The sequence below is a fragment of the Phyllobacterium zundukense genome (assembly GCF_002764115.1).
Lineage (GTDB): Bacteria > Pseudomonadota > Alphaproteobacteria > Rhizobiales > Rhizobiaceae > Phyllobacterium > Phyllobacterium zundukense.
Genome location: NZ_CP017941.1, coordinates 423,338 through 440,019, shown reverse-complemented (window position 1 = coordinate 440,019; position 16,682 = coordinate 423,338). Strand labels below are relative to the sequence as shown.

Here is a 16,682-nt window from a genome sequence, read left to right as displayed (position 1 = left end):
GTGGGTGGGCTGGCCGGATGAGTATACAGGGATCGTTCATCGGAGGGCATCGCATGTCCAGAATCTTTCGAGCTATCTGTTCCGTCTTGGTGGCTCTCGCATCCACCTCCTCTTTCGCAATCGCGGCCGATCCCCAGGCCAAGACCGTCGTCCTTGTTCACGGCGCGTTCGCAGACGGTTCGTCCTGGCAGAAGGTCATCCCACCCTTGCAAGATGCCGGGTTGAACGTGATCGCCGTCCAGAATCCGTTGGAGTCCCTGGAGGGCGACGTGGCTTTCACCAAGCGCGCAATCCGCGATGCCGAAGGCCCCGTCGTGCTCGTCGGTCATTCGTGGGGCGGCGTCGTCATCACGGAGGCGGGTAGTGACCCGAAGGTCAAATCATTGGTCTATGTGGCTGCCTACGCTCCTGATGCTGGGCAATCCCTGGTCGATGTTGCCTCCAAGTATCCGGAGCAGGAAAGCCGGACGACTTACGTCAAGGACGAGGATGGGTACCTCAAGATTACCGATGACGGCATTTCGAAGTACTTTGCGGCGGGCCTGTCCCCGCAGGAAAAGGAGCTTGTTGCAGTCGTACAAGGCCGATTCCACGTGCGCGCCACCACCGCGCCCGTCAAGCATCCCGCCTGGCGCGACAAACCGACTTTCATGGTTGTGGCGACGGACGACCAGATCATCTCCCCCGCGTTGCAGAGGGACCAGGTGAAGTCCGCGAACGCTGAAATGGTTGAAGTACCGTCCGGCCATGTCGCAATGCTGTCTCATCCCGAAGCCGTTGCGGAGATCATTGTGAGGGCGGCCCGATAGATGGGGCAGGACGAGGACGTCTCTCCTTAGGGAATAACTCTTGGTGGGGTCTGACATCGTGACCCCACCGGACTGCGCCGCCCCAATTCACATCGAGTGAGGAGCATACTATGAGCAAGGGAAAAGTTCTGATCGTCGGGTCAAATGCTACCCGGATTGAAATTCAGGGGGGCGAAACGGGTCCGACCGGCCAATATCTCAACGAAACAGTGGTACCAGCCATGGCACTTGTTGACGCGGGATACGAGATCGAGTTGGCCACGCCCAACGGCACAAAGCCGCACATAGACCCCGTGTCTGACGTTGCGCAGCATTTCGACGGCAACGAAGCGGCTTATAGGCGCGGCCGGGCTTTCTTCGACGACTATCCGGCGATGAACGACGTCAGGACATTGCGATCGGTAATAGTGGGCGGTCTCGATGACTATGCGGGCGTCTTCGTGCCAGGCGGTCAAGCCCCGGTGGTCGATCTTATGCAGGACGCAGACCTCGGAGAGATCCTGCGCCACTTTCATTCCCGTCAAAAACCGACGGCCTTACTTTGCCACGGCCCCATAGCCTCTCTCGCCGCATTGCCGCGCGCAAAAGAGTATCGGGCTGCATTGATTGCCGGAGACGTCTCCAAGGCGCCTGAACTCGCCAAGGGCTGGCAGTATGCGAGCTACAAGATGACGGTTTTCTCCGGGAGCGAGGAGAAACCAATCGAAGAGAAGGTCCTTCACGGCAAGCTCTATTTCACAATGCCCGATGCATTGGGGATGGCCGGCGGTGAGGTCACGACGAATCCGGTCGACTTCTCCCCCCATGTGATCGTGGACCGAGAGCTCATCACGGGCCAGAACCCGCGATCCGATCATCCCCTTGCAGCTAAGCTTGTCGAAGCACTCGACCGGGCGATGGTCTCTGCCTGATCTGATGAGAAGCTGCATTGAAGACGATGACGCGTCGTTAGTGCAGCTTCAAAGCTCCGCAACTCGTGTCCACGAGTTCTCCCCTCGTGTATTCGCAGGAGTCCTAGAATGACGCAGACCCCGACGAAAATCACTGCCATCCTCACTGCCCACCTTGGCAAGGCCGCAGAGCTACGAACATTGCTTGTGGGTATGGCACCGCTTTGCCGGGCTGAGCCCGGCAATCTGCGCTGGGATGTCTGGCGCGACCGAACACATGGCGAGCGCTATGTACTCGATGAACTCTATAAGGACGCCGCCGCCGTCGAGGCACACCGCATGACGTCCCACTATCAGTCTTACCTGGCCAAGATCCCCGAACTCGCCGAGCGAACAGCGTGGATACTAGAGGCGGTGGAAGTCGTATAGCGCGATCCGGCCTGAAGGAGCGGCGTCTCCTTTGGAATCAGTGGATGCAATACCAAACGGCCAGGCAGACACGCAGAAATCGTAATCAAGCCGTCCGGCCCTATCGCTGGCGACGTCTGCTTTCGGGCAGCGGCCAAGCTCAGCACTACGGCCGAAATCGAGGGCGCAAAGCAGCCATGGCATCGACGCTGGGCGTTTTAGTTTCCTGAACCGTCGAGGTAGTTGCTGTCGTCGCCTTGCGCTGCGCAACTAGCTCAATCAGATTCGCAACGTAAAGCGGAGTTGAACATGTGAGTTTGTACAAAGATGCTGAGAAATTACGAATATCGCCAAATGTCGCTTTACCCTTAAAGGGGTTCTTCCTCAAATTGTGTGGTTAACAGACTGTTAGCGGACGCATTGCTATCTGCGTTTATGCGAACGAAATCGAAATGGACGCCCGGCCCAGGGGTCAGAGTTCTGGGTATCACTATTCAAGATGAAGGAAACTGGGTTGTTTCCGCCGCTGCGAAACCAATCGGAGTCTGCCCGGATTGTGGAACGCGAAGCCGTTACCGGCACGGCTGGCACAACCGCAGCCTCCAGGACTTGCCCGTTCAGGGCCAAGTCGTGAAAATTAAGCTCACACTGAATCGATGGCAGTGCAGACACCGGAAATGCCGGCGGCGAACCTTCGCAGACCGGTTGCCCAAGATTGCTTTACCCTACACGCGCCGAACAGCAAGGATGGATGAGATTGTCGGCTTGATTGGCCACAGCATGGGCGGTCGCCCGGGTGAGTGCTTGATGCATCGGCTCGGCATGCCGGTCAGCGACGACACGATCTTGCGACAATTGAAGCGCGACGCTCTGGCCTGCAGACAAGCCGACAATATCCGAGTTGTGGGCATTGATGATTGGAGCTGGCGGCACGCTACGCGCTACGGCACTATTATGGTCGATCTCGAGCGACGATCGGTTGTCGATGTTCTGGACGACCGCAGCGTTGAGAGCGCAAAAGCATGGTTGCAAGAACGCCCTGCTATCGAGGTCATCAGCCGAGATCGCTGCGGCCTGTATGCTCAGGCCGCCAGAGAGGGTGCTCCGCAGGCCCGGCAGGTGGCCGATCGGTTTCATCTGGTCCAAAATCTTAGGGCAGCGATCAAGGAACAAATGAGCTTTTACGGCCACGCTCATGTTAGGCCGATTTTGTCAGAAGATGCTATTGTTAGCTCCACTGCACAGCGCCGCCGCGCCCGCATGGCGCACAGGCAGTCCCGTCAGGACATCTTCGAGATGCTTCACGCACTGCGCCAACAGGGTCTCTCTTACAGTGAGATTTCGAGACGGACCGGATATGAACGCCGCAGCATCGCGAATTGGCTTACTTCCAATGCACCCCGGGACAGGAGCCGGGCAGCATTGAACCCGACATCGCCACTGTACTTTGAAGCTTTCCTGGCTGGATGCTGGAAGGATGGAAACCGCATCGGACGTCATCTCTTCTACGACATCAAGAACCGCGGCTACACGGGCAGTCGTTCCAATCTGGAGCGCTTGTTGAAGGTTTGGCGCGACGCCGAAAAGGGGCAGCCGGACGATATTTCCACGGAAGAGCGCGCTCTAGAACCGGTTCGTGATCCTGATACCGGCCATGTAATTTCTTCCGTTATTGCCGCAGCTTTGTGCATAAAGCCGCGCGGCCTGCTGACCAACCGGCAAGCGAGAAAAGTCGATGCCTTGAAGAAGGGCTCAGAGCCGTTCGCCAAGATGCGGAGCTTGGCCATGCGCTTCAGCGGCATCTTGCGTAGTAGAAATGCCAGTGCGCTGGATGAATGGATTGACGATGCCATCGAAACCAATCTCATCGCAATCATGCGTTTCGCCAGTGTTTTACGCAGGGATATCGATGCCATCAAGAATGCAATCGAGCTCCTTTGGAGCAACGGACAGGCCGAAGGACAGATCAATCGTCTCAAGACATTGAAGCGAGCCATGTATGGCAGGGCCGGCCCAGAACTTATGAGGGCGCGAATGCTGCCATTTAATCACAGAAATTGAGGAAGAACCTAATTGCGTGCAGTGCGACACATAGATCACCTTCCCTTACGGAAGCGTTTGCGACAAAACCGGTTAAACCCGGTACCGAGACGATCGCAGCCATTATCAATTCCTTGCGCAAGGATGAGGCATTCAGTTCTTCGCATGCCCCTGCGGCAGTGAACAGGTTATAGCGTCATAGCAGGCCATGAAAAATGGGCACGGTTACCTGCAACTGTAGGTGTAGACATCTTCAAGAAATGCAGCCATGCGTATCAAACTTCGATGAGACGTTCGCAAAGCGAGAACACTGGAAGCATTGGGGACAACCAAGCCGCAGGTATGGCGTGCACGGAGCCAGCCCGTAATGTCATCTTGATTTCGATTTAACGGTTCCAGGGCAATTCGTTGTGCATCAACAAATCCTTGCCTACCGGTAGTAAGCTGTTCTAGAAATCGACATCTCAATTACATACGCCAATGACGCAATCTCGGTTGGAAAATTGCGTCAATGACATAGTCGTGCGGTCAGCGCTGGGCCGGAGCTGACCGCACGTTAGATCGTCTTCGCTGCCATCTCCTTTGCAATGTAGTCAGCCTGCCGTATGGAAAGGCTAACGATGGTGAGAGTAGGATTTTCCGCACCACCAGTGGTGAACTGGCTGCCATCCGACACAAAGAGGTTCTGGATGTCGTGGCTCTGACCATACTTGTTGACCACGCCATCCTTCGCTTTCTCGCTCATGCGGTTGGTTCCGAGATTATGCGTCGAAGGATAGGGTGGCGTTGGGAAGGTCCGGGTCGCGCCTACCGCATGATATAGGGCCTGGCCTTGCTGGTACGCGTGGTCACGCATGGCGACGTCGTTCGGATGATCGCTGAAGTTTACATTGGCGATGGGCAGGCCGTACTTGTCCTTTTCATCCTTGTGCAGTGTGATGCGGTTGTCTTCCTGCGGCATGTCCTCGCCGACAATCCACAGACCGGCCATATTGACGTACTGATCGAGCGCCGATGTGAAGGAGCGTCCCCAGCCGCCTGGATCGAGGAATGCAGCCATGAACGGCAGGCCGAGCGACAGGGTTTCCATCTCATAACCGCCCACAAAGCCTCGAGACGGATCATGACGCGCTTCATCACGGATGATGCCGGCCATGGTCGTGCCGCGATACATATGCACGGGCTTTTCGAAGGTCGCGTACACCGAACCAGTCGTATGGCGCATATAGTTGCGGCCGACCTGGCCGGAGGAGTTAGCCAGCCCATCCGGAAACATGTTCGACTCGGAGTTTAGCAGCAGGCGAGGGCTCTCGATCGAGTTGCCGGCTACGGCAACGACTCGTGCTTTCTGCAATTGCTGCTTGCCGTCCTTGTCGACGTAGAGAACGCCATTAACCTTGCCGCTCTTGTCGTGCTCGATCTTCTGCACCATCGAATTTGGACGGACTTCGAGCTTGCCTGTTTTTTCGCCCTTCGGAATTTCCGTATAGAGCGTTGACCATTTTGCACCCCATTTGCAGCCCTGAAAGCAGAAGCCGGTCTGTTGGCACGACATTCGGTCATCGCGGTCGGCGGAGTTGATGGCCATGTTCCCAGTATGGCATTCCTTGTAGCCGAGCTTGTCTGCACCGGCCTTGAGGACCTTGAAATTATTATTGCCAGGCAGACCTGCGATGCCGTTTGTGCGGGTAACGCCCATTTTTTCTTCTGCCTTGGCGTAGTAGGGCTCCATTTCCGCCAAGGTGATCGGCCAGTCGAGCAGGTTGGCGCCCTTGACCTTGCCGTAATGAGTCAAGGCCTGGAATTCATGGTCCTGAAAGCGCAGGGATGCGCCAGCCCAGTGAGTCGTGGAACCGCCAACGGATTTGACGATCCAGGCTGGAAGAGTGGGGAAATCCTTGGCAACGCGCCAGTCACCGGAAGTGGTGCGTTTGTCGACCCAGGCAAGTTGGCCGAAACTCTCCCATTCGTTGTTGATGAAGTCATCATATTCGTGGCGTGCGCCAGCTTCGAGAATAACGACGTCGATGCCCTTCTGTGCGAGCTCATTGCCGAGAGTTCCACCGCCCGCGCCGGAGCCGATGACAACGACGACACTGTCGTCCTTTAGATCATAAGGTGCAGCCATGGTTTCCTCCCATTAGCCAAAAAAGATTCTTGATTGCGCGTACGGTTCAGAGCCACTCGATGTCGCTGAAGCCGCGTGCGATGTAACCACCCTTGGAGAAAGATTCGCCCTCGTAACCAAAGAGCGGCCAGACCTCCTCTTGATTGTAGAGTCCAGTCACGAGTCCCCCTCGGACAGTCTGGAAGAATGGTGTGTCCTCGATTTTTCGCAGGATGGCGAGCCGGTCATCTTCCCAGCCAAGGCCAAGATAGCCGCCTTTGCCGACTCGCTTGTCCAAATCGGTAATTCCGTCCTCGATCATTTTTTTCTGCTTCGGGTCTTCACCTGCCTTGGCGTCGTAGGGTTTGACCGCGATAGCGTAGAAGCGGTCCGGGATATGGTCATGCGGATAGATGTCGCGCGCCAACTGGATCAGCGTCGCCATCGTTTCGGGCTTGAGATTGGATGTCTCGAGGCCCCATGCAAATTGCGGATGGATGATGGAGCTGCCGCTGATGATGAGAATGGCACCAAGGCTGGCTGTACCGCCTCTTTTCAGCACATCGCGCCGTGACATTCCCTTGCGCAGGGCGGGATCAGGCGTGTCCTGCGAGACCGGATTGCGGTTGAATATGGTAACCATTGAGTTCCTCCCTTGCTTGCTATCGGCATTCCGGCGGGAAATCCGCACGATGCCCTTGCTGGCTAAACGGCGTTCCTCCAACGCCGTTTAGCCGGTCACATGTACCGGCCTTGTCGCTGCAATACTTCGATCTTGTAACCGTCCGGATCCTCGATGAAAAAGAAGCGCGCCAGCATGGCGTCGTCGCGCTTGAACTCGACGATATCGCGGACCTTGAATTGCTCGGCTTTCAACCGGGCATGTTCTTTGTCGAGATCATCGACGCTAACAGCCAGATGACCGTAACCATCGCCGAGATGGTACGGCTCCGTGCGTCCTTTGTTAACGGTGAGTTCGAGCTCGAAATCGGTTTCGTCGTTACGCAAATAGACAAGCGTGAAGGTATCGAAGTCGAGCCGGTCCGCTACTTCAAGGCGGAATGCGGACAGGTAAAATGATCTGGATTTCTCCTCATCGAGAACACGGATCATCGAATGAATGGCTTTTGCCAAAAGCGCCTCCATAACTATTGATGGGCTGCCCTAAAACTAAGGTTGCAGTGTCAGGACTTGTCGGTGATTATGGGCCCGGGAGAAGAGAAGTGGTGGCAATCGGCTACCACACCGCCTTATGAGCGGAATAATTTTTGCCCATGGTGCACCAGCGCGCAAAATACACCTTCACGCGCAGGTAGCGAGCATCGTGGAGGATAAGAAGGGAGGTTCTTGGAATGTGTAAGGTATTTGCAGAACAGGATCCGCAAGGCTATCGGCAGATCAACCGTTCTGTGCGCATTGCCGGGCATTCGACCAGCATTCAACTGGAGGCAACTTTCTGGAAATTGCTGGATGAGATTGCCGAAAGCCAGAATATGACGACTCCGCGCTTCATCTCGACGCTCTACGATGAAGCGCTACAGGCGCAAGGGGAAATACCCAATTTCGCCTCCATGCTTCGTACAACCTGCGCGCTCTATTTGCGTGGAGCACAGGCTTCGCCGGAAATAGCGTCAGCCAACAGTGGGGCGCTGGTTGGAGAAAGGGCCGCGTAACGACGGCTTCGAATCATTCGCTGGTTCATGCTTTGCGGCCTTAGTCGCGCACTATTCCGGTTTGGCGTCCATGATCACTCCAGCTCTGACACTTCGCCCGATTGAAACAGAATCGTGCGCGACTTGGAGCAGTGCGACGTCATCGTAAGAAAGATACTCTCGATGAAAATGAATCCGACGTAAAAATTAGTTTATAACTATCCGGGCGAAAAGTTTACGATGCCTTGGGATCAAAGCAATTCATCTTTAAGGAAAGCATTGTCGGTTCGGCGCAGATCTACCGCCAGAAACATTTGGTTGGCGTAATGGGCGATTCAGTGCTTCGATCTGTTTACAAGGCTGCTGGCGTAAAAGTTTCGCACCAGTTTCATGATGCGTCGGCTCGCCAACGCCGATACCAAATTCACCTAAATCATCTCAAAGCCATGGCGGAATGGAAAGCCGTGACCGCAGTCCACGCGTGAAATCCGATGAACCCGCCGTCACGCCCAGTTTCAGATAACGCCACACCTCATGCGCACTAGCCGCACAGCATCAACTTGGTTTCGCTTTGCCGATCCGGTCCTCAGCGATCCAGCGTGCAGCAAGTACCAGCGCTCCCATGCTGAAGTCCTTTCCGTGCTTGGCGATCATCTCCTCGGACAGTCTGGCGAGTCGGTCAAAAAAATCGTCCTTGCTTTTCTCCTCGGCGGTAAGTTCGGTTTGCATCATATCCTCCATTGTTGCCTAAGTACCTCATTTGAATAACTGAGCGGGAAAGGTGACAATCGCAGCATTCCCGTCGGCATCTCCAACTGCCAGATGCTTGCCATCGGCAGACCAGGTGAGGGCGGTTACCGACGCACCCGAGGGTCTTACCAAAAGTTGGTCAGGTGCGCCGATCCGCGAGACAACGATCTGGCCATTGGCGTAGCCTGCGGCGACGAGATTATTCGTCGGGTGGGCCGCTACAGCTTCGACCGCAACAAAGCCGGCACGACCTGTTGCCAAGGCCCCGGCAGTATCCCCGTCGAGCGGCGGCGACTCCATTGACCAGGCGGCGATGCGGAAGGCTCCGGAGGCTACAAGCGCGTTGGCGGACATGCTCCACGCTACAGTAGATACAGGGCCGGGGAAGTCAGTCACGATGCTGGATCGATCTTCGGCCACGTCGACCAAACAGAAACCGCCGGATTGAAGGCCGCACGCCAGCCAACGGTCGTCATCACTCCATTGAACGGAAACAGGAACCGACGGCAGAAAAATTTCGCGCCGAGAGGTAACGGAATCATCGAGCCGCGAGATGGACAGCCGGTCGGCGGCTGCCAACGCGATCCAGTCGCCGTCCTTTGAGAGCGAAACGATTTCAAGGTGGGAATTCTCGACGTCCCTGTGCTTGAGAGCGTCAGCGCCAATTCGTTTGAGATACACGTGGTCACTGTCAACCGCTGCCGTCATCCCGGTTCGCATGCAATGATCGACCGAAACGATAGGATTGGTGGTCTTGACGAGTGTTTCGGCGATTGCGCCATCGTGGGTCAGGCGGATCACATCTCCTTCCTCCGTTCCCAAAAGAAAATTGGACTCCATATAGGATGCGAATGCTGCTGCTCGATGTGGCGCTCCAGCAGTAGTGATCAGTGGTGCGGGTTTGTCTCTTCGTGGGTGGATCGTTGCCTGGCCGACATCGATACTGACTCTTAGCCGGGACTCTGGCGGCTCATTGTCCGCAATCCGAGCGAGGGCGATCGCACCCTCCAGACAGATGATTGCCAGAATTGTGCCGTCGAGAGTGGCAGGAACCGTGGGGTTAGGCAGCGAGAGCAAGCCGACCGTCCTGCAATCGTCCATCGAGCACAGCTACTCTCGTCTGAAGTACGCGCTGCGCGCCCTGTGGTGACCATCGCATTTGTCGACGTTTGTTCATGCGCCTGTTGACCAGGGCATTTGCGGATGATTCGGCACGCGAACTCGACACGGGCAGTCCCTGCAGCGACCGCTTGGCGTAGTTCGGCATGGACGGCTGGTTGATTTCCAGATACCTGTCGAATTCGATGATCATTTGTGCCAGGCGATTGATCTTCGCGACGACACGTCGGGAATGCCGTTTGCGATCCACGCGGCGCAGCTCGCCAGCCGCCGCACAGAGCAGCCAGCGTGCTGTCGTGACTTTTCCGCACCATAACTTCGCACGCATTTGATCGAGATCGCGGGCAGCAAACTGGAACTCGAACTGACCGGCTTCGTCCGCCTTCACCAGCGATCAGCAACATTGCCGAGGGTGCTGAACGCGCATCGATACGTGAAACCAGTCTAGAATGTGCACCGCGTCGGAGTTGGCCGCATGCCGGACCGCATCGGCCAGCGACGGATCACCATCGCTGAACACAACAATCTCGCGTCCTGGCAGCCAGCCTTGCGTCCTCAAGCAGGCGCGGATTGTCTGGTGTCGCGCAGTCTTGACGTTTGGCATCGTTGCGAAATGCGAGGGGCGACGACCGGACGCCTCGAGGCGCCCCATGACGACCTCGAAATGACGCGTCTGGAACCCCGGAACCGCTCGGACATATGTGCCGTCAATGAACACCGAGACCGGGCCTTTCGTGGCGCGGCTCATTCGGTATGGCGCCTTGTTGTCACGAACCTCGATCTGATCAGCCACTTTGCCAAGACGTGATCGGATCGCGGTGTGGTTGCTCATCCCGCTTGTGGGCAGGAACAGGTTGAGAATTCGCGCTGCCTCGCGGAATGAATGCCGCGCGCCCAGTTCGGCGAGAACATTGTCGAGCTCTGGCGTCGTGCGCCCCGGCAGAAGGTGATCGAGAGCGCAGCGGATGTTGAATCTTGGTCTGCCACTCTGACACTCGCAGCACCGGAATCGAGGGAGCCTGACGACGGTTTTTCCGAAGAGCGTCTGGGTCGTTCGTGTCTGGTAGTCATGTATCGGACGCCGTGATCCACACCCCATGCAGCATCGACTCATGGCTGAGGCATCGTCGACCTGTCGCTGCGTTATCCGCGTTTGCAGCCGTTCCAGAACGGCCTTGCCCTCCGACAGCTTCAAGCCGAAATCTGCACCTGTCGGCTTTTTGAGATCACGGCTTATTGACGCGATCTCCGACATTTCCACAACCCTCCCTTCCGCATCGGTCGCCTCCAACCGCACTGTCCACATAACTACTTTGCCCATCCACCGTCTGCTCCGTTCAAAAGACGGCATGGGTCTACGGCCTATTCATTACCCCACGGTTCCTTCCACTCTCCAAGTTAAGTACAAATTATCAAATTATGTACAAGGATAACCATTTGAAATCATTGACTCGGCATTCTCATGATTGAAGGTTCATCCTCAATTTCTGTGATTCAGCGGCAGCATTCTTGCCCTTATCAGTTCTGGGCCGGCGCGACCGTACATTGCTCGCTTCAGCATCTTGAGGCGGTTGATCTGCCCTTCGGCTTGACCGTTGCTCCAAGGGAGTTCGATTGCATTTTTGACGGCATCAATATCCCGGCGCAAAACGCTGGCGAAACGCATGATCGCCGTGAGTTCGTCGATCCATTCATCCAGTGCCTCCGAATTCCTGCTGCGCAAGATGCCGTTGAAGCGCATGGCCAAGTCACGCATTATGGCGAACACTGTCGAGCCCTGCTTCAAAGCATTGACCTTTCTGGTCTGAAGATCTGTCAGCAGGCCGCGCGGTTTTATGCACAAAGCTGCGGCCACCACAGACGAGATCACATGGCCGGTATCAGGATCGCGGACAGGTTCTAAAACATGCACATCTGGAAGCGGGTCGTCGGGTTGGATGTTTTCGGCTTCACGCCACACCTTCAACAGGCGCTCCAGATTGGAACGACTGCCCGTGTAGCCGCGGTTCTTGATATCGTGAAATAGATGGCGCCCAATGCGGTTTCCATTCTTCCAGCATTCAGCCAGAAAAGTTTCAAAATACAACGGCGATGTCGGATTCAATGCTGCCCGGTTTCTGTCTCGAGGTGCGTTAGAAGTGAGCCAATTCGCGATGCTGCGGCGCTCGTATCCGGTCCGCCTTGCAATCTCGCTGTAGGTGAGGCCCTGCTGGCGCAAAGCTTGAAGCGTGGCAAATATTTCCTGACGGGATTGTCTGTGCTGCAAGCGGGCTCGGCGGTGTTGTGCCGTAGCGCTGGCGATCGCATCTTCGGAGAGAATGGGTCTAACATGGGCGTGGCCATAAACGCTCATCTGTTCTTTGATCGCCGCCCTGAGATTTTGGACCAGATGAAAACGGTCAGCCACCTGGCGGGCCTGCGGTGCGCCCTCCCGGGCTGCCTGGGCATACAGGCCACAGCGATCTCGGCTAACAACTTCGATCGTCGGACGTTCTTGCAACCATGCTTTTGCGCTCTCAACGCTGCGGTCGTCCAGAACATCGACGACCGATTGACGCTCAAGATCGACCATGATCGTGCCGTACCGCGAGGAATGCCGCCAGCTCCAATCATCAATGCCCACAACCCGAATATTGTCTTTTTGCATGGACGCCGGATTATTGCGCTTCAATTGCCGCAAGATCGTGTCGTCACTGACCGGCATGCCGAGCCGATGCATCAAGTATTCACCCGGGCGACCGCCCATCTTGTGGCCAATCAAGCGTACAATCTCATCCATCCGTTCAGTTCGTCGCGTGTAGGGTGAAGCAATCTCGGGCAACCTGTCGGTGAAGGTTCGTCGCCCGCATTTCCGGTGCCTACACTGCCACCGGTTCAGTGCGAGTTTGATTTTCACAACTTGACCCTGAACAGGCAAGTCCTGGAGGCGGCGGTTGTGCCAGCCGTGCCGGTGCCGGCTTCGCCTTCCGCAATCCGGGCAGATACCGACAGGTTTCGCAGCGGCAGAAACAACCCAGTTTTCTTCATCTTGAAGGGTGATACCCAGAACTTTGACCCCTGGGCCGGGTGACCATTTCAATTGCGTTCGCATCCCCGCAGATAGCAAGCGCGGCGCTAACACTCTGTTAACCACAGAAATTGAGGAAGAACCGTTTCAAGTGTAAATCGACAGCTGTCACCAGTTCGAAATCTGCGAAGGCGGTCATTGGTAAATCGTGGCCGAAAACGGATCTCCGGGGAATTCCTGCTTTGCGCAAAGGTGCGAAGAGCTGGAGCGCCAGTCTTGGATGCCGGCTTTCGGTGCAGCCGCGAATGCGAGGGACCTCACGCTCCGTCGAGTTGTACGTTGGATAGCTGCAGCCAAGGCGGATTGTCGGCGTACATCTTGCGAATGATCTGCTTGATCTCTTCGATCCTTCCCTTCGCATCGTCGCGCCTGAAGCTCATGATGACCGGCGACGTGGCGTTCTCGTCCTTTATGGTGCGGTAGCACACGTCGTCGGGTCTTTGCCGCTGCGACGCCGCGGGAATGATGCACAAGCTCACCCCGGCCGCCACGATACCCAATGCGGTCTGGATTTCACGGACCTCTTCCACGCTGCCAGGAGAAATGCCTTGCTCGCTCAACATGTTGAGGATCTCGTCGGCAAAGCTCGGGCGCGGAGCCGACGGGTAGACGATGAGCGGCTCACCCTCCAGTTCGGCAAGCGCGATCGGCTCGGTGGAGAGCGATTTCGGATGTCCCTTGGGGAAAGCGACGACCAGTCGTTCCTCTCGAAGCGTCAGCCTCTCGACCTCCCGATCGTTGAAGCGAACCCTGCCGAAACCCAGATCGATCCGCCTTTCCTTGAGAGCGATGACCTGCTCGGTCGACATCATTTCGCGGATCTCGATGTCGAGTTCCGGCCAGCGCTGGCGCATGCGGCGGACGAGGTCCGGCATGCCGCCATAAAGGGTCGAACCGACGCAGCCGATGACGTAACGCTCTCGTTTGGACAAGCCGATCTTGCGCGTCTGCTCGCGCATGTGCTCGGTCCGGGCGATGATCTGCCCAGCCTGTTCGTAGAAGAAGCGGCCGGCCTCCGTCAGATCGAGAGGACGGTTCGACCGGTCGATAAGCAGAACGCCCAGTTCGTCTTCCAATTGCTGGATCTGCCGGCTGAGGGGCGGCTGTGCGATATGCAGGATTTCCGCGGCACGCGAGAAGTTCCGCTCGCGCGCGACGGCAAGAAAATAGCGCAGCTGCCTCAGTTCCATCATTATACCTTTCAGGTATCAAATCCAACTTTTATAGTTTTGGACTGATTTCAAAATGGGCGCTAATTTCCTCGTAATCAAGGGAGGAAAGCCTGGTGTCTACGGAAATCCGTATCAGTGCGATCGAAACGATTATACTCGATCTGCCCACCATCCGGCCCCATCGGCTGTCGATGGTGACCATGAACCGGCAGAGCATCACGATCGTCCGCGTCCGCTGCTCCGACGGCTTCGAGGGGCTCGGAGAGGGGACGACGATCGGCGGTCTCGCTTATGGGCCGGAAAGTCCGGAAGGCATGAAGTTGACGATCGACGCGTATATCGCGCCGCTGCTGATCGGCCGTGATGCGACGCGCATCCAGGCTGCCATGGACGTCGTCGTCAAAGCGGTAAAGGGAAATCACTTCGCCAAATGCGCGGTCGAGGTGGCGCTCATCGATTGCCATGCGCGCCGCCTCGGTCTGCCGATGTCGGAACTACTCGGTGGGCGGCGCCGTGACAGCCTTCCAATTGCCTGGACGCTCGCCTCCGGCGACACCGTCAAGGACATCGATGAGGCGCAAGCCATGCTCGACCGGCGGCGCCACAAGGACTTCAAGCTGAAGATCGGGGTAAAGTCGATTGACGATGATATCCGCCATGTGAGCGCCATCCGCAAGGCGCTGCCGGACCTGGCCTCCATCCGGGTCGACGTGAACATGGCGTGGCGGGAGCGAGAGGCGCGCAATGCGATCCAGGCTCTGGCCGACGCGGGCTGTGTACTGGTCGAACAACCAGTGCCGGGGATCGCAGCGCTCGCCCGTCTGCGGCGGAATTGCCCGATTGCCATCATGGCCGACGAGGCTCTCGTTGGACCGGAAAGCGCCCTCGAGGCGGCGACCGCGCGGGCAGCCGACGTGTTCTCGATCAAGATCGAGCAGGCGGGAGGGTTGTTCGCCGCCGCCCGGGTGATCGCGATCGCGGAAACCGCGGGTGTAGGCATTTATGGCGGCACCATGCTGGAGGGGCCGATCGGCACGATCGCCGCCTCGCAGTTGATGGCAACCGTCAAGGAACTGGAATGGGGCACCGAGTTCTTTGGTCCCCTGCTTCTGACCGAGGAACTCCTAGAGGAGCCGCTCCGCTTCGAGAACTTCGAGCTACAATTGCCGACGGGTCCCGGCCTCGGGGTGATGCTCTCCGAGGAGGCCGTCGATCGTTTCCGCAGGGGCGGCAAGCACGCTTCGAGCTTGCGTGTGGTGGGGTGAGATTATGCTGTTTCATGTACGGATGGATGTAAACATTCCCCATGACCTTCCCGCGGCAGAGGCGGCCGAGATCATCGCCCGGGAAAGGGCCTATTCGCAGGAGCTGCAACGTAGTGGTAAATGGCGGCACATCTGGCGCATCGCCGGCCAGTACGCGAACTACAGCGTCTTCGAAGTGAAGGACAATGCGGAGCTGCACGAGATTCTGTCAGGGCTGCCGTTGTTCAGGTTCATGGATATCGAGGCGACGCCGCTGCTTCGACATCCCTCGGCGGTCCGTGACGACGATAGCTAGCACCCCGTAGTAGGCGCCGCTGCCGAGAGGACGGAAGCGGCCCCAGCTTTCAAAGCAATCCAAGTGGAGGAATCAACATGAGTGTAGAAATTTTCGGCAAACCGGAGATCCAGGACTTTCTCAAGGTCCTGAGCGGCCTCGACAACAACGGCGGAAATCCGCGTGTCAAGCAGATCGTCCACCGGATCATGTCAGACCTGTTCAAGGCCATTGATGATCTCGACATCACCCCCGACGAATACTGGACCGGCATCGCCTGGCTCAACGAGATCGGCGCCACCAGCCAGGCCGGCCTGATCTCGCCCGGTCTTGGTCTCGACCATTTCCTCGACGAGCGCCTCGACGCGATCGATGAGGCGCTCGGCATCGAAAACCCGACCCCGCGCACCATCGAAGGCCCGCTCTATGTGGCAGGCGCGCCCGTATCACACGGATTTGCCCGTCTCGACGACGGCACCGACGAAGACGGCCACACCCTGATCATGCATGGCACCGTCTTCGGCGCCGACGGCGAGCCGTTGCCGGGGGCCACCGTCGAAGTCTGGCACTGCGACACCCGCGGTTTCTATTCGCAATTCGACCCGACGGGAAAGCAGGTGCCGTTCAACATGCGCCGCACGATCGTCGCGGACGAAAGGGGCTGTTACAAGTTCCGCAGCATCGTGCCGCACGGCTATGGCGTGCCGCCGGGCAGCCCGACCGAGCGGTTGTTGTCGGCACTCGGTCGCCATGGCCAGCGCCCGGCGCATATCCACCTGTTCATCAGCGCCGACGACCATCGCAAGCTGACGACCCAGATCAACATCGAAGGCGATCCGCTGGTCAATGACGATTTCGCTTATGCGACGCGCGACGGTCTGGTTCCGGCGCTCATCGAGCGAACCGATGAGGCCAGCATCAAAGCCAATGGCCTGAGCGGCCCGTTTGCCGAGATCGAGTTCGACATTCACCTGACAGCTCTGGTGAATGGCGTCGACAACCAGATCAACGAGCAGCGCAAGCGCGCAGCCGCGTAAGCGCCGAGGCCGGCGGCCCAAGCGGGCCGCCAGCTCCGACACCATCGTCATCATCGACATTGTTGCAAAGGCTGCGCCCGTCATAGCGCACT

At 57.4% G+C, this 16,682-nt stretch carries 17 protein-coding genes; 8 read left to right on the top strand and 9 right to left on the bottom strand.

Annotated features, from left to right (window positions below; all coding sequences use genetic code 11):
* The first annotated feature begins 53 nt into the window (after positions 1-53).
* The 4 genes from BLM14_RS22030 to BLM14_RS22015 all read left to right on the top strand — a co-directional run bounded on the left by BLM14_RS22030 (position 54) and on the right by BLM14_RS22015 (position 4,168).
* On the top strand, positions 54-809 hold the full coding sequence (locus tag BLM14_RS22030; RefSeq protein ID WP_100001990.1) for an alpha/beta fold hydrolase: 756 nt from the start codon (positions 54-56) through the stop codon (positions 807-809).
* A gap of 110 nt (positions 810-919) precedes the next feature.
* Positions 920-1,720 carry a type 1 glutamine amidotransferase domain-containing protein gene (locus tag BLM14_RS22025; RefSeq protein ID WP_100001989.1) on the top strand — a complete coding sequence of 267 codons (801 nt, stop codon included), beginning with the start codon at positions 920-922 and terminating at the stop codon, positions 1,718-1,720.
* Between the two features lie 108 nt (positions 1,721-1,828).
* Positions 1,829-2,128 carry a putative quinol monooxygenase gene (locus tag BLM14_RS22020; RefSeq protein WP_100001988.1) on the top strand — a complete coding sequence of 100 codons (300 nt, stop codon included), beginning with the start codon at positions 1,829-1,831 and terminating at the stop codon, positions 2,126-2,128.
* 414 nt (positions 2,129-2,542) lie between these two features.
* On the top strand, positions 2,543-4,168 hold the full coding sequence (locus tag BLM14_RS22015) for an ISL3 family transposase (RefSeq protein WP_237143629.1): 1,626 nt from the start codon (positions 2,543-2,545) through the stop codon (positions 4,166-4,168).
* Between the two features lie 535 nt (positions 4,169-4,703).
* On the opposite strand, the gene BLM14_RS22010 is transcribed toward BLM14_RS22015, so the two are convergent.
* From BLM14_RS22010 to BLM14_RS22000, 3 genes are all read right to left on the bottom strand, one after another.
* Positions 4,704-6,275 carry a GMC family oxidoreductase gene (locus BLM14_RS22010; RefSeq protein WP_100001987.1) on the bottom strand — a complete coding sequence of 524 codons (1,572 nt, stop codon included), beginning with the start codon at positions 6,273-6,275 and terminating at the stop codon, positions 4,704-4,706.
* A 46-nt stretch (positions 6,276-6,321) separates the two neighbouring features.
* Entirely contained in the window at positions 6,322-6,897 is a 576-nt protein-coding gene (locus tag BLM14_RS22005; RefSeq protein WP_100001986.1) for a Twin-arginine translocation pathway signal, read from the bottom strand.
* A 95-nt stretch (positions 6,898-6,992) separates the two neighbouring features.
* Positions 6,993-7,388, bottom strand: coding sequence for a VOC family protein (locus tag BLM14_RS22000; RefSeq protein WP_100002195.1), 396 nt, complete (start codon positions 7,386-7,388; stop codon positions 6,993-6,995).
* Between the two features lie 218 nt (positions 7,389-7,606).
* Here BLM14_RS22000 and BLM14_RS21995 point away from each other — a divergent pair, with 218 nt between their 5' ends.
* Complete coding sequence (locus tag BLM14_RS21995; RefSeq protein ID WP_100001985.1) at positions 7,607-7,927, top strand: ribbon-helix-helix domain-containing protein; 321 nt, start codon at positions 7,607-7,609, stop codon at positions 7,925-7,927.
* Between the two features lie 534 nt (positions 7,928-8,461).
* Here the strand turns inward: BLM14_RS21995 and BLM14_RS31595 are convergent.
* From BLM14_RS31595 to BLM14_RS21965, 6 genes are all read right to left on the bottom strand, one after another.
* Positions 8,462-8,635 (bottom strand): hypothetical protein, encoded by a 174-nt coding sequence (locus BLM14_RS31595; RefSeq protein ID WP_165788394.1) that lies wholly within the window; start codon positions 8,633-8,635, stop codon positions 8,462-8,464.
* Between the two features lie 27 nt (positions 8,636-8,662).
* Positions 8,663-9,733: a WD40 repeat domain-containing protein gene (locus BLM14_RS21985; RefSeq protein ID WP_157929576.1), complete on the bottom strand. Its 1,071-nt coding sequence runs from the start codon at positions 9,731-9,733 to the stop codon at positions 8,663-8,665.
* Positions 9,717-10,163, bottom strand: coding sequence for a hypothetical protein (locus tag BLM14_RS21980; RefSeq protein ID WP_100001982.1), 447 nt, complete (start codon positions 10,161-10,163; stop codon positions 9,717-9,719). The genes BLM14_RS21985 and BLM14_RS21980 overlap by 17 nt, the downstream gene beginning before the upstream one ends.
* Before the next feature lie 6 nt (positions 10,164-10,169).
* Positions 10,170-11,096, bottom strand: coding sequence for a hypothetical protein (locus BLM14_RS21975; protein ID WP_133123900.1), 927 nt, complete (start codon positions 11,094-11,096; stop codon positions 10,170-10,172).
* A gap of 159 nt (positions 11,097-11,255) precedes the next feature.
* Complete coding sequence (locus BLM14_RS21970; protein WP_100001980.1) at positions 11,256-12,866, bottom strand: ISL3 family transposase; 1,611 nt, start codon at positions 12,864-12,866, stop codon at positions 11,256-11,258.
* Positions 12,867-13,099: 233 nt separating this feature from the next.
* On the bottom strand, positions 13,100-14,032 hold the full coding sequence (locus tag BLM14_RS21965) for a LysR family transcriptional regulator (protein WP_100002194.1): 933 nt from the start codon (positions 14,030-14,032) through the stop codon (positions 13,100-13,102).
* Between the two features lie 95 nt (positions 14,033-14,127).
* Between BLM14_RS21965 and BLM14_RS21960 the strand changes: the two genes are divergently transcribed.
* The 3 genes from BLM14_RS21960 (at position 14,128) to catA (ending at position 16,590) form a co-directional block, all read left to right on the top strand.
* Positions 14,128-15,279: a muconate/chloromuconate family cycloisomerase gene (locus BLM14_RS21960; protein ID WP_100001979.1), complete on the top strand. Its 1,152-nt coding sequence runs from the start codon at positions 14,128-14,130 to the stop codon at positions 15,277-15,279.
* 4 nt (positions 15,280-15,283) lie between these two features.
* Positions 15,284-15,574 carry a muconolactone Delta-isomerase gene (gene catC / locus BLM14_RS21955; protein ID WP_100001978.1) on the top strand — a complete coding sequence of 97 codons (291 nt, stop codon included), beginning with the start codon at positions 15,284-15,286 and terminating at the stop codon, positions 15,572-15,574.
* 77 nt (positions 15,575-15,651) lie between these two features.
* Complete coding sequence (gene catA, locus BLM14_RS21950) at positions 15,652-16,590, top strand: catechol 1,2-dioxygenase (RefSeq protein ID WP_100001977.1); 939 nt, start codon at positions 15,652-15,654, stop codon at positions 16,588-16,590.
* Positions 16,591-16,682 lie beyond the last annotated feature (92 nt).

Coding starts and splice junctions, on each gene's coding strand:
- BLM14_RS21970 (WP_100001980.1), bottom strand. CDS start 12,866: ATGCGAACGCAATTGAAATGGTCACCCGGCCCAGGGGTCAAAGTTCTG.
- BLM14_RS31595 (WP_165788394.1), bottom strand. CDS start 8,635: ATGCAAACCGAACTTACCGCCGAGGAGAAAAGCAAGGACGATTTTTTT.
- BLM14_RS22030 (WP_100001990.1), top strand. CDS start 54: ATGTCCAGAATCTTTCGAGCTATCTGTTCCGTCTTGGTGGCTCTCGCA.
- catA (WP_100001977.1), top strand. CDS start 15,652: ATGAGTGTAGAAATTTTCGGCAAACCGGAGATCCAGGACTTTCTCAAG.
- BLM14_RS21975 (WP_133123900.1), bottom strand. CDS start 11,096: ATGGGCAAAGTAGTTATGTGGACAGTGCGGTTGGAGGCGACCGATGCG.
- catC (WP_100001978.1), top strand. CDS start 15,284: ATGCTGTTTCATGTACGGATGGATGTAAACATTCCCCATGACCTTCCC.
- BLM14_RS22015 (WP_237143629.1), top strand. CDS start 2,543: ATGCGAACGAAATCGAAATGGACGCCCGGCCCAGGGGTCAGAGTTCTG.
- BLM14_RS22020 (WP_100001988.1), top strand. CDS start 1,829: ATGACGCAGACCCCGACGAAAATCACTGCCATCCTCACTGCCCACCTT.
- BLM14_RS22005 (WP_100001986.1), bottom strand. CDS start 6,897: ATGGTTACCATATTCAACCGCAATCCGGTCTCGCAGGACACGCCTGAT.
- BLM14_RS21995 (WP_100001985.1), top strand. CDS start 7,607: ATGTGTAAGGTATTTGCAGAACAGGATCCGCAAGGCTATCGGCAGATC.
- BLM14_RS22025 (WP_100001989.1), top strand. CDS start 920: ATGAGCAAGGGAAAAGTTCTGATCGTCGGGTCAAATGCTACCCGGATT.
- BLM14_RS21965 (WP_100002194.1), bottom strand. CDS start 14,032: ATGGAACTGAGGCAGCTGCGCTATTTTCTTGCCGTCGCGCGCGAGCGG.
- BLM14_RS22010 (WP_100001987.1), bottom strand. CDS start 6,275: ATGGCTGCACCTTATGATCTAAAGGACGACAGTGTCGTCGTTGTCATC.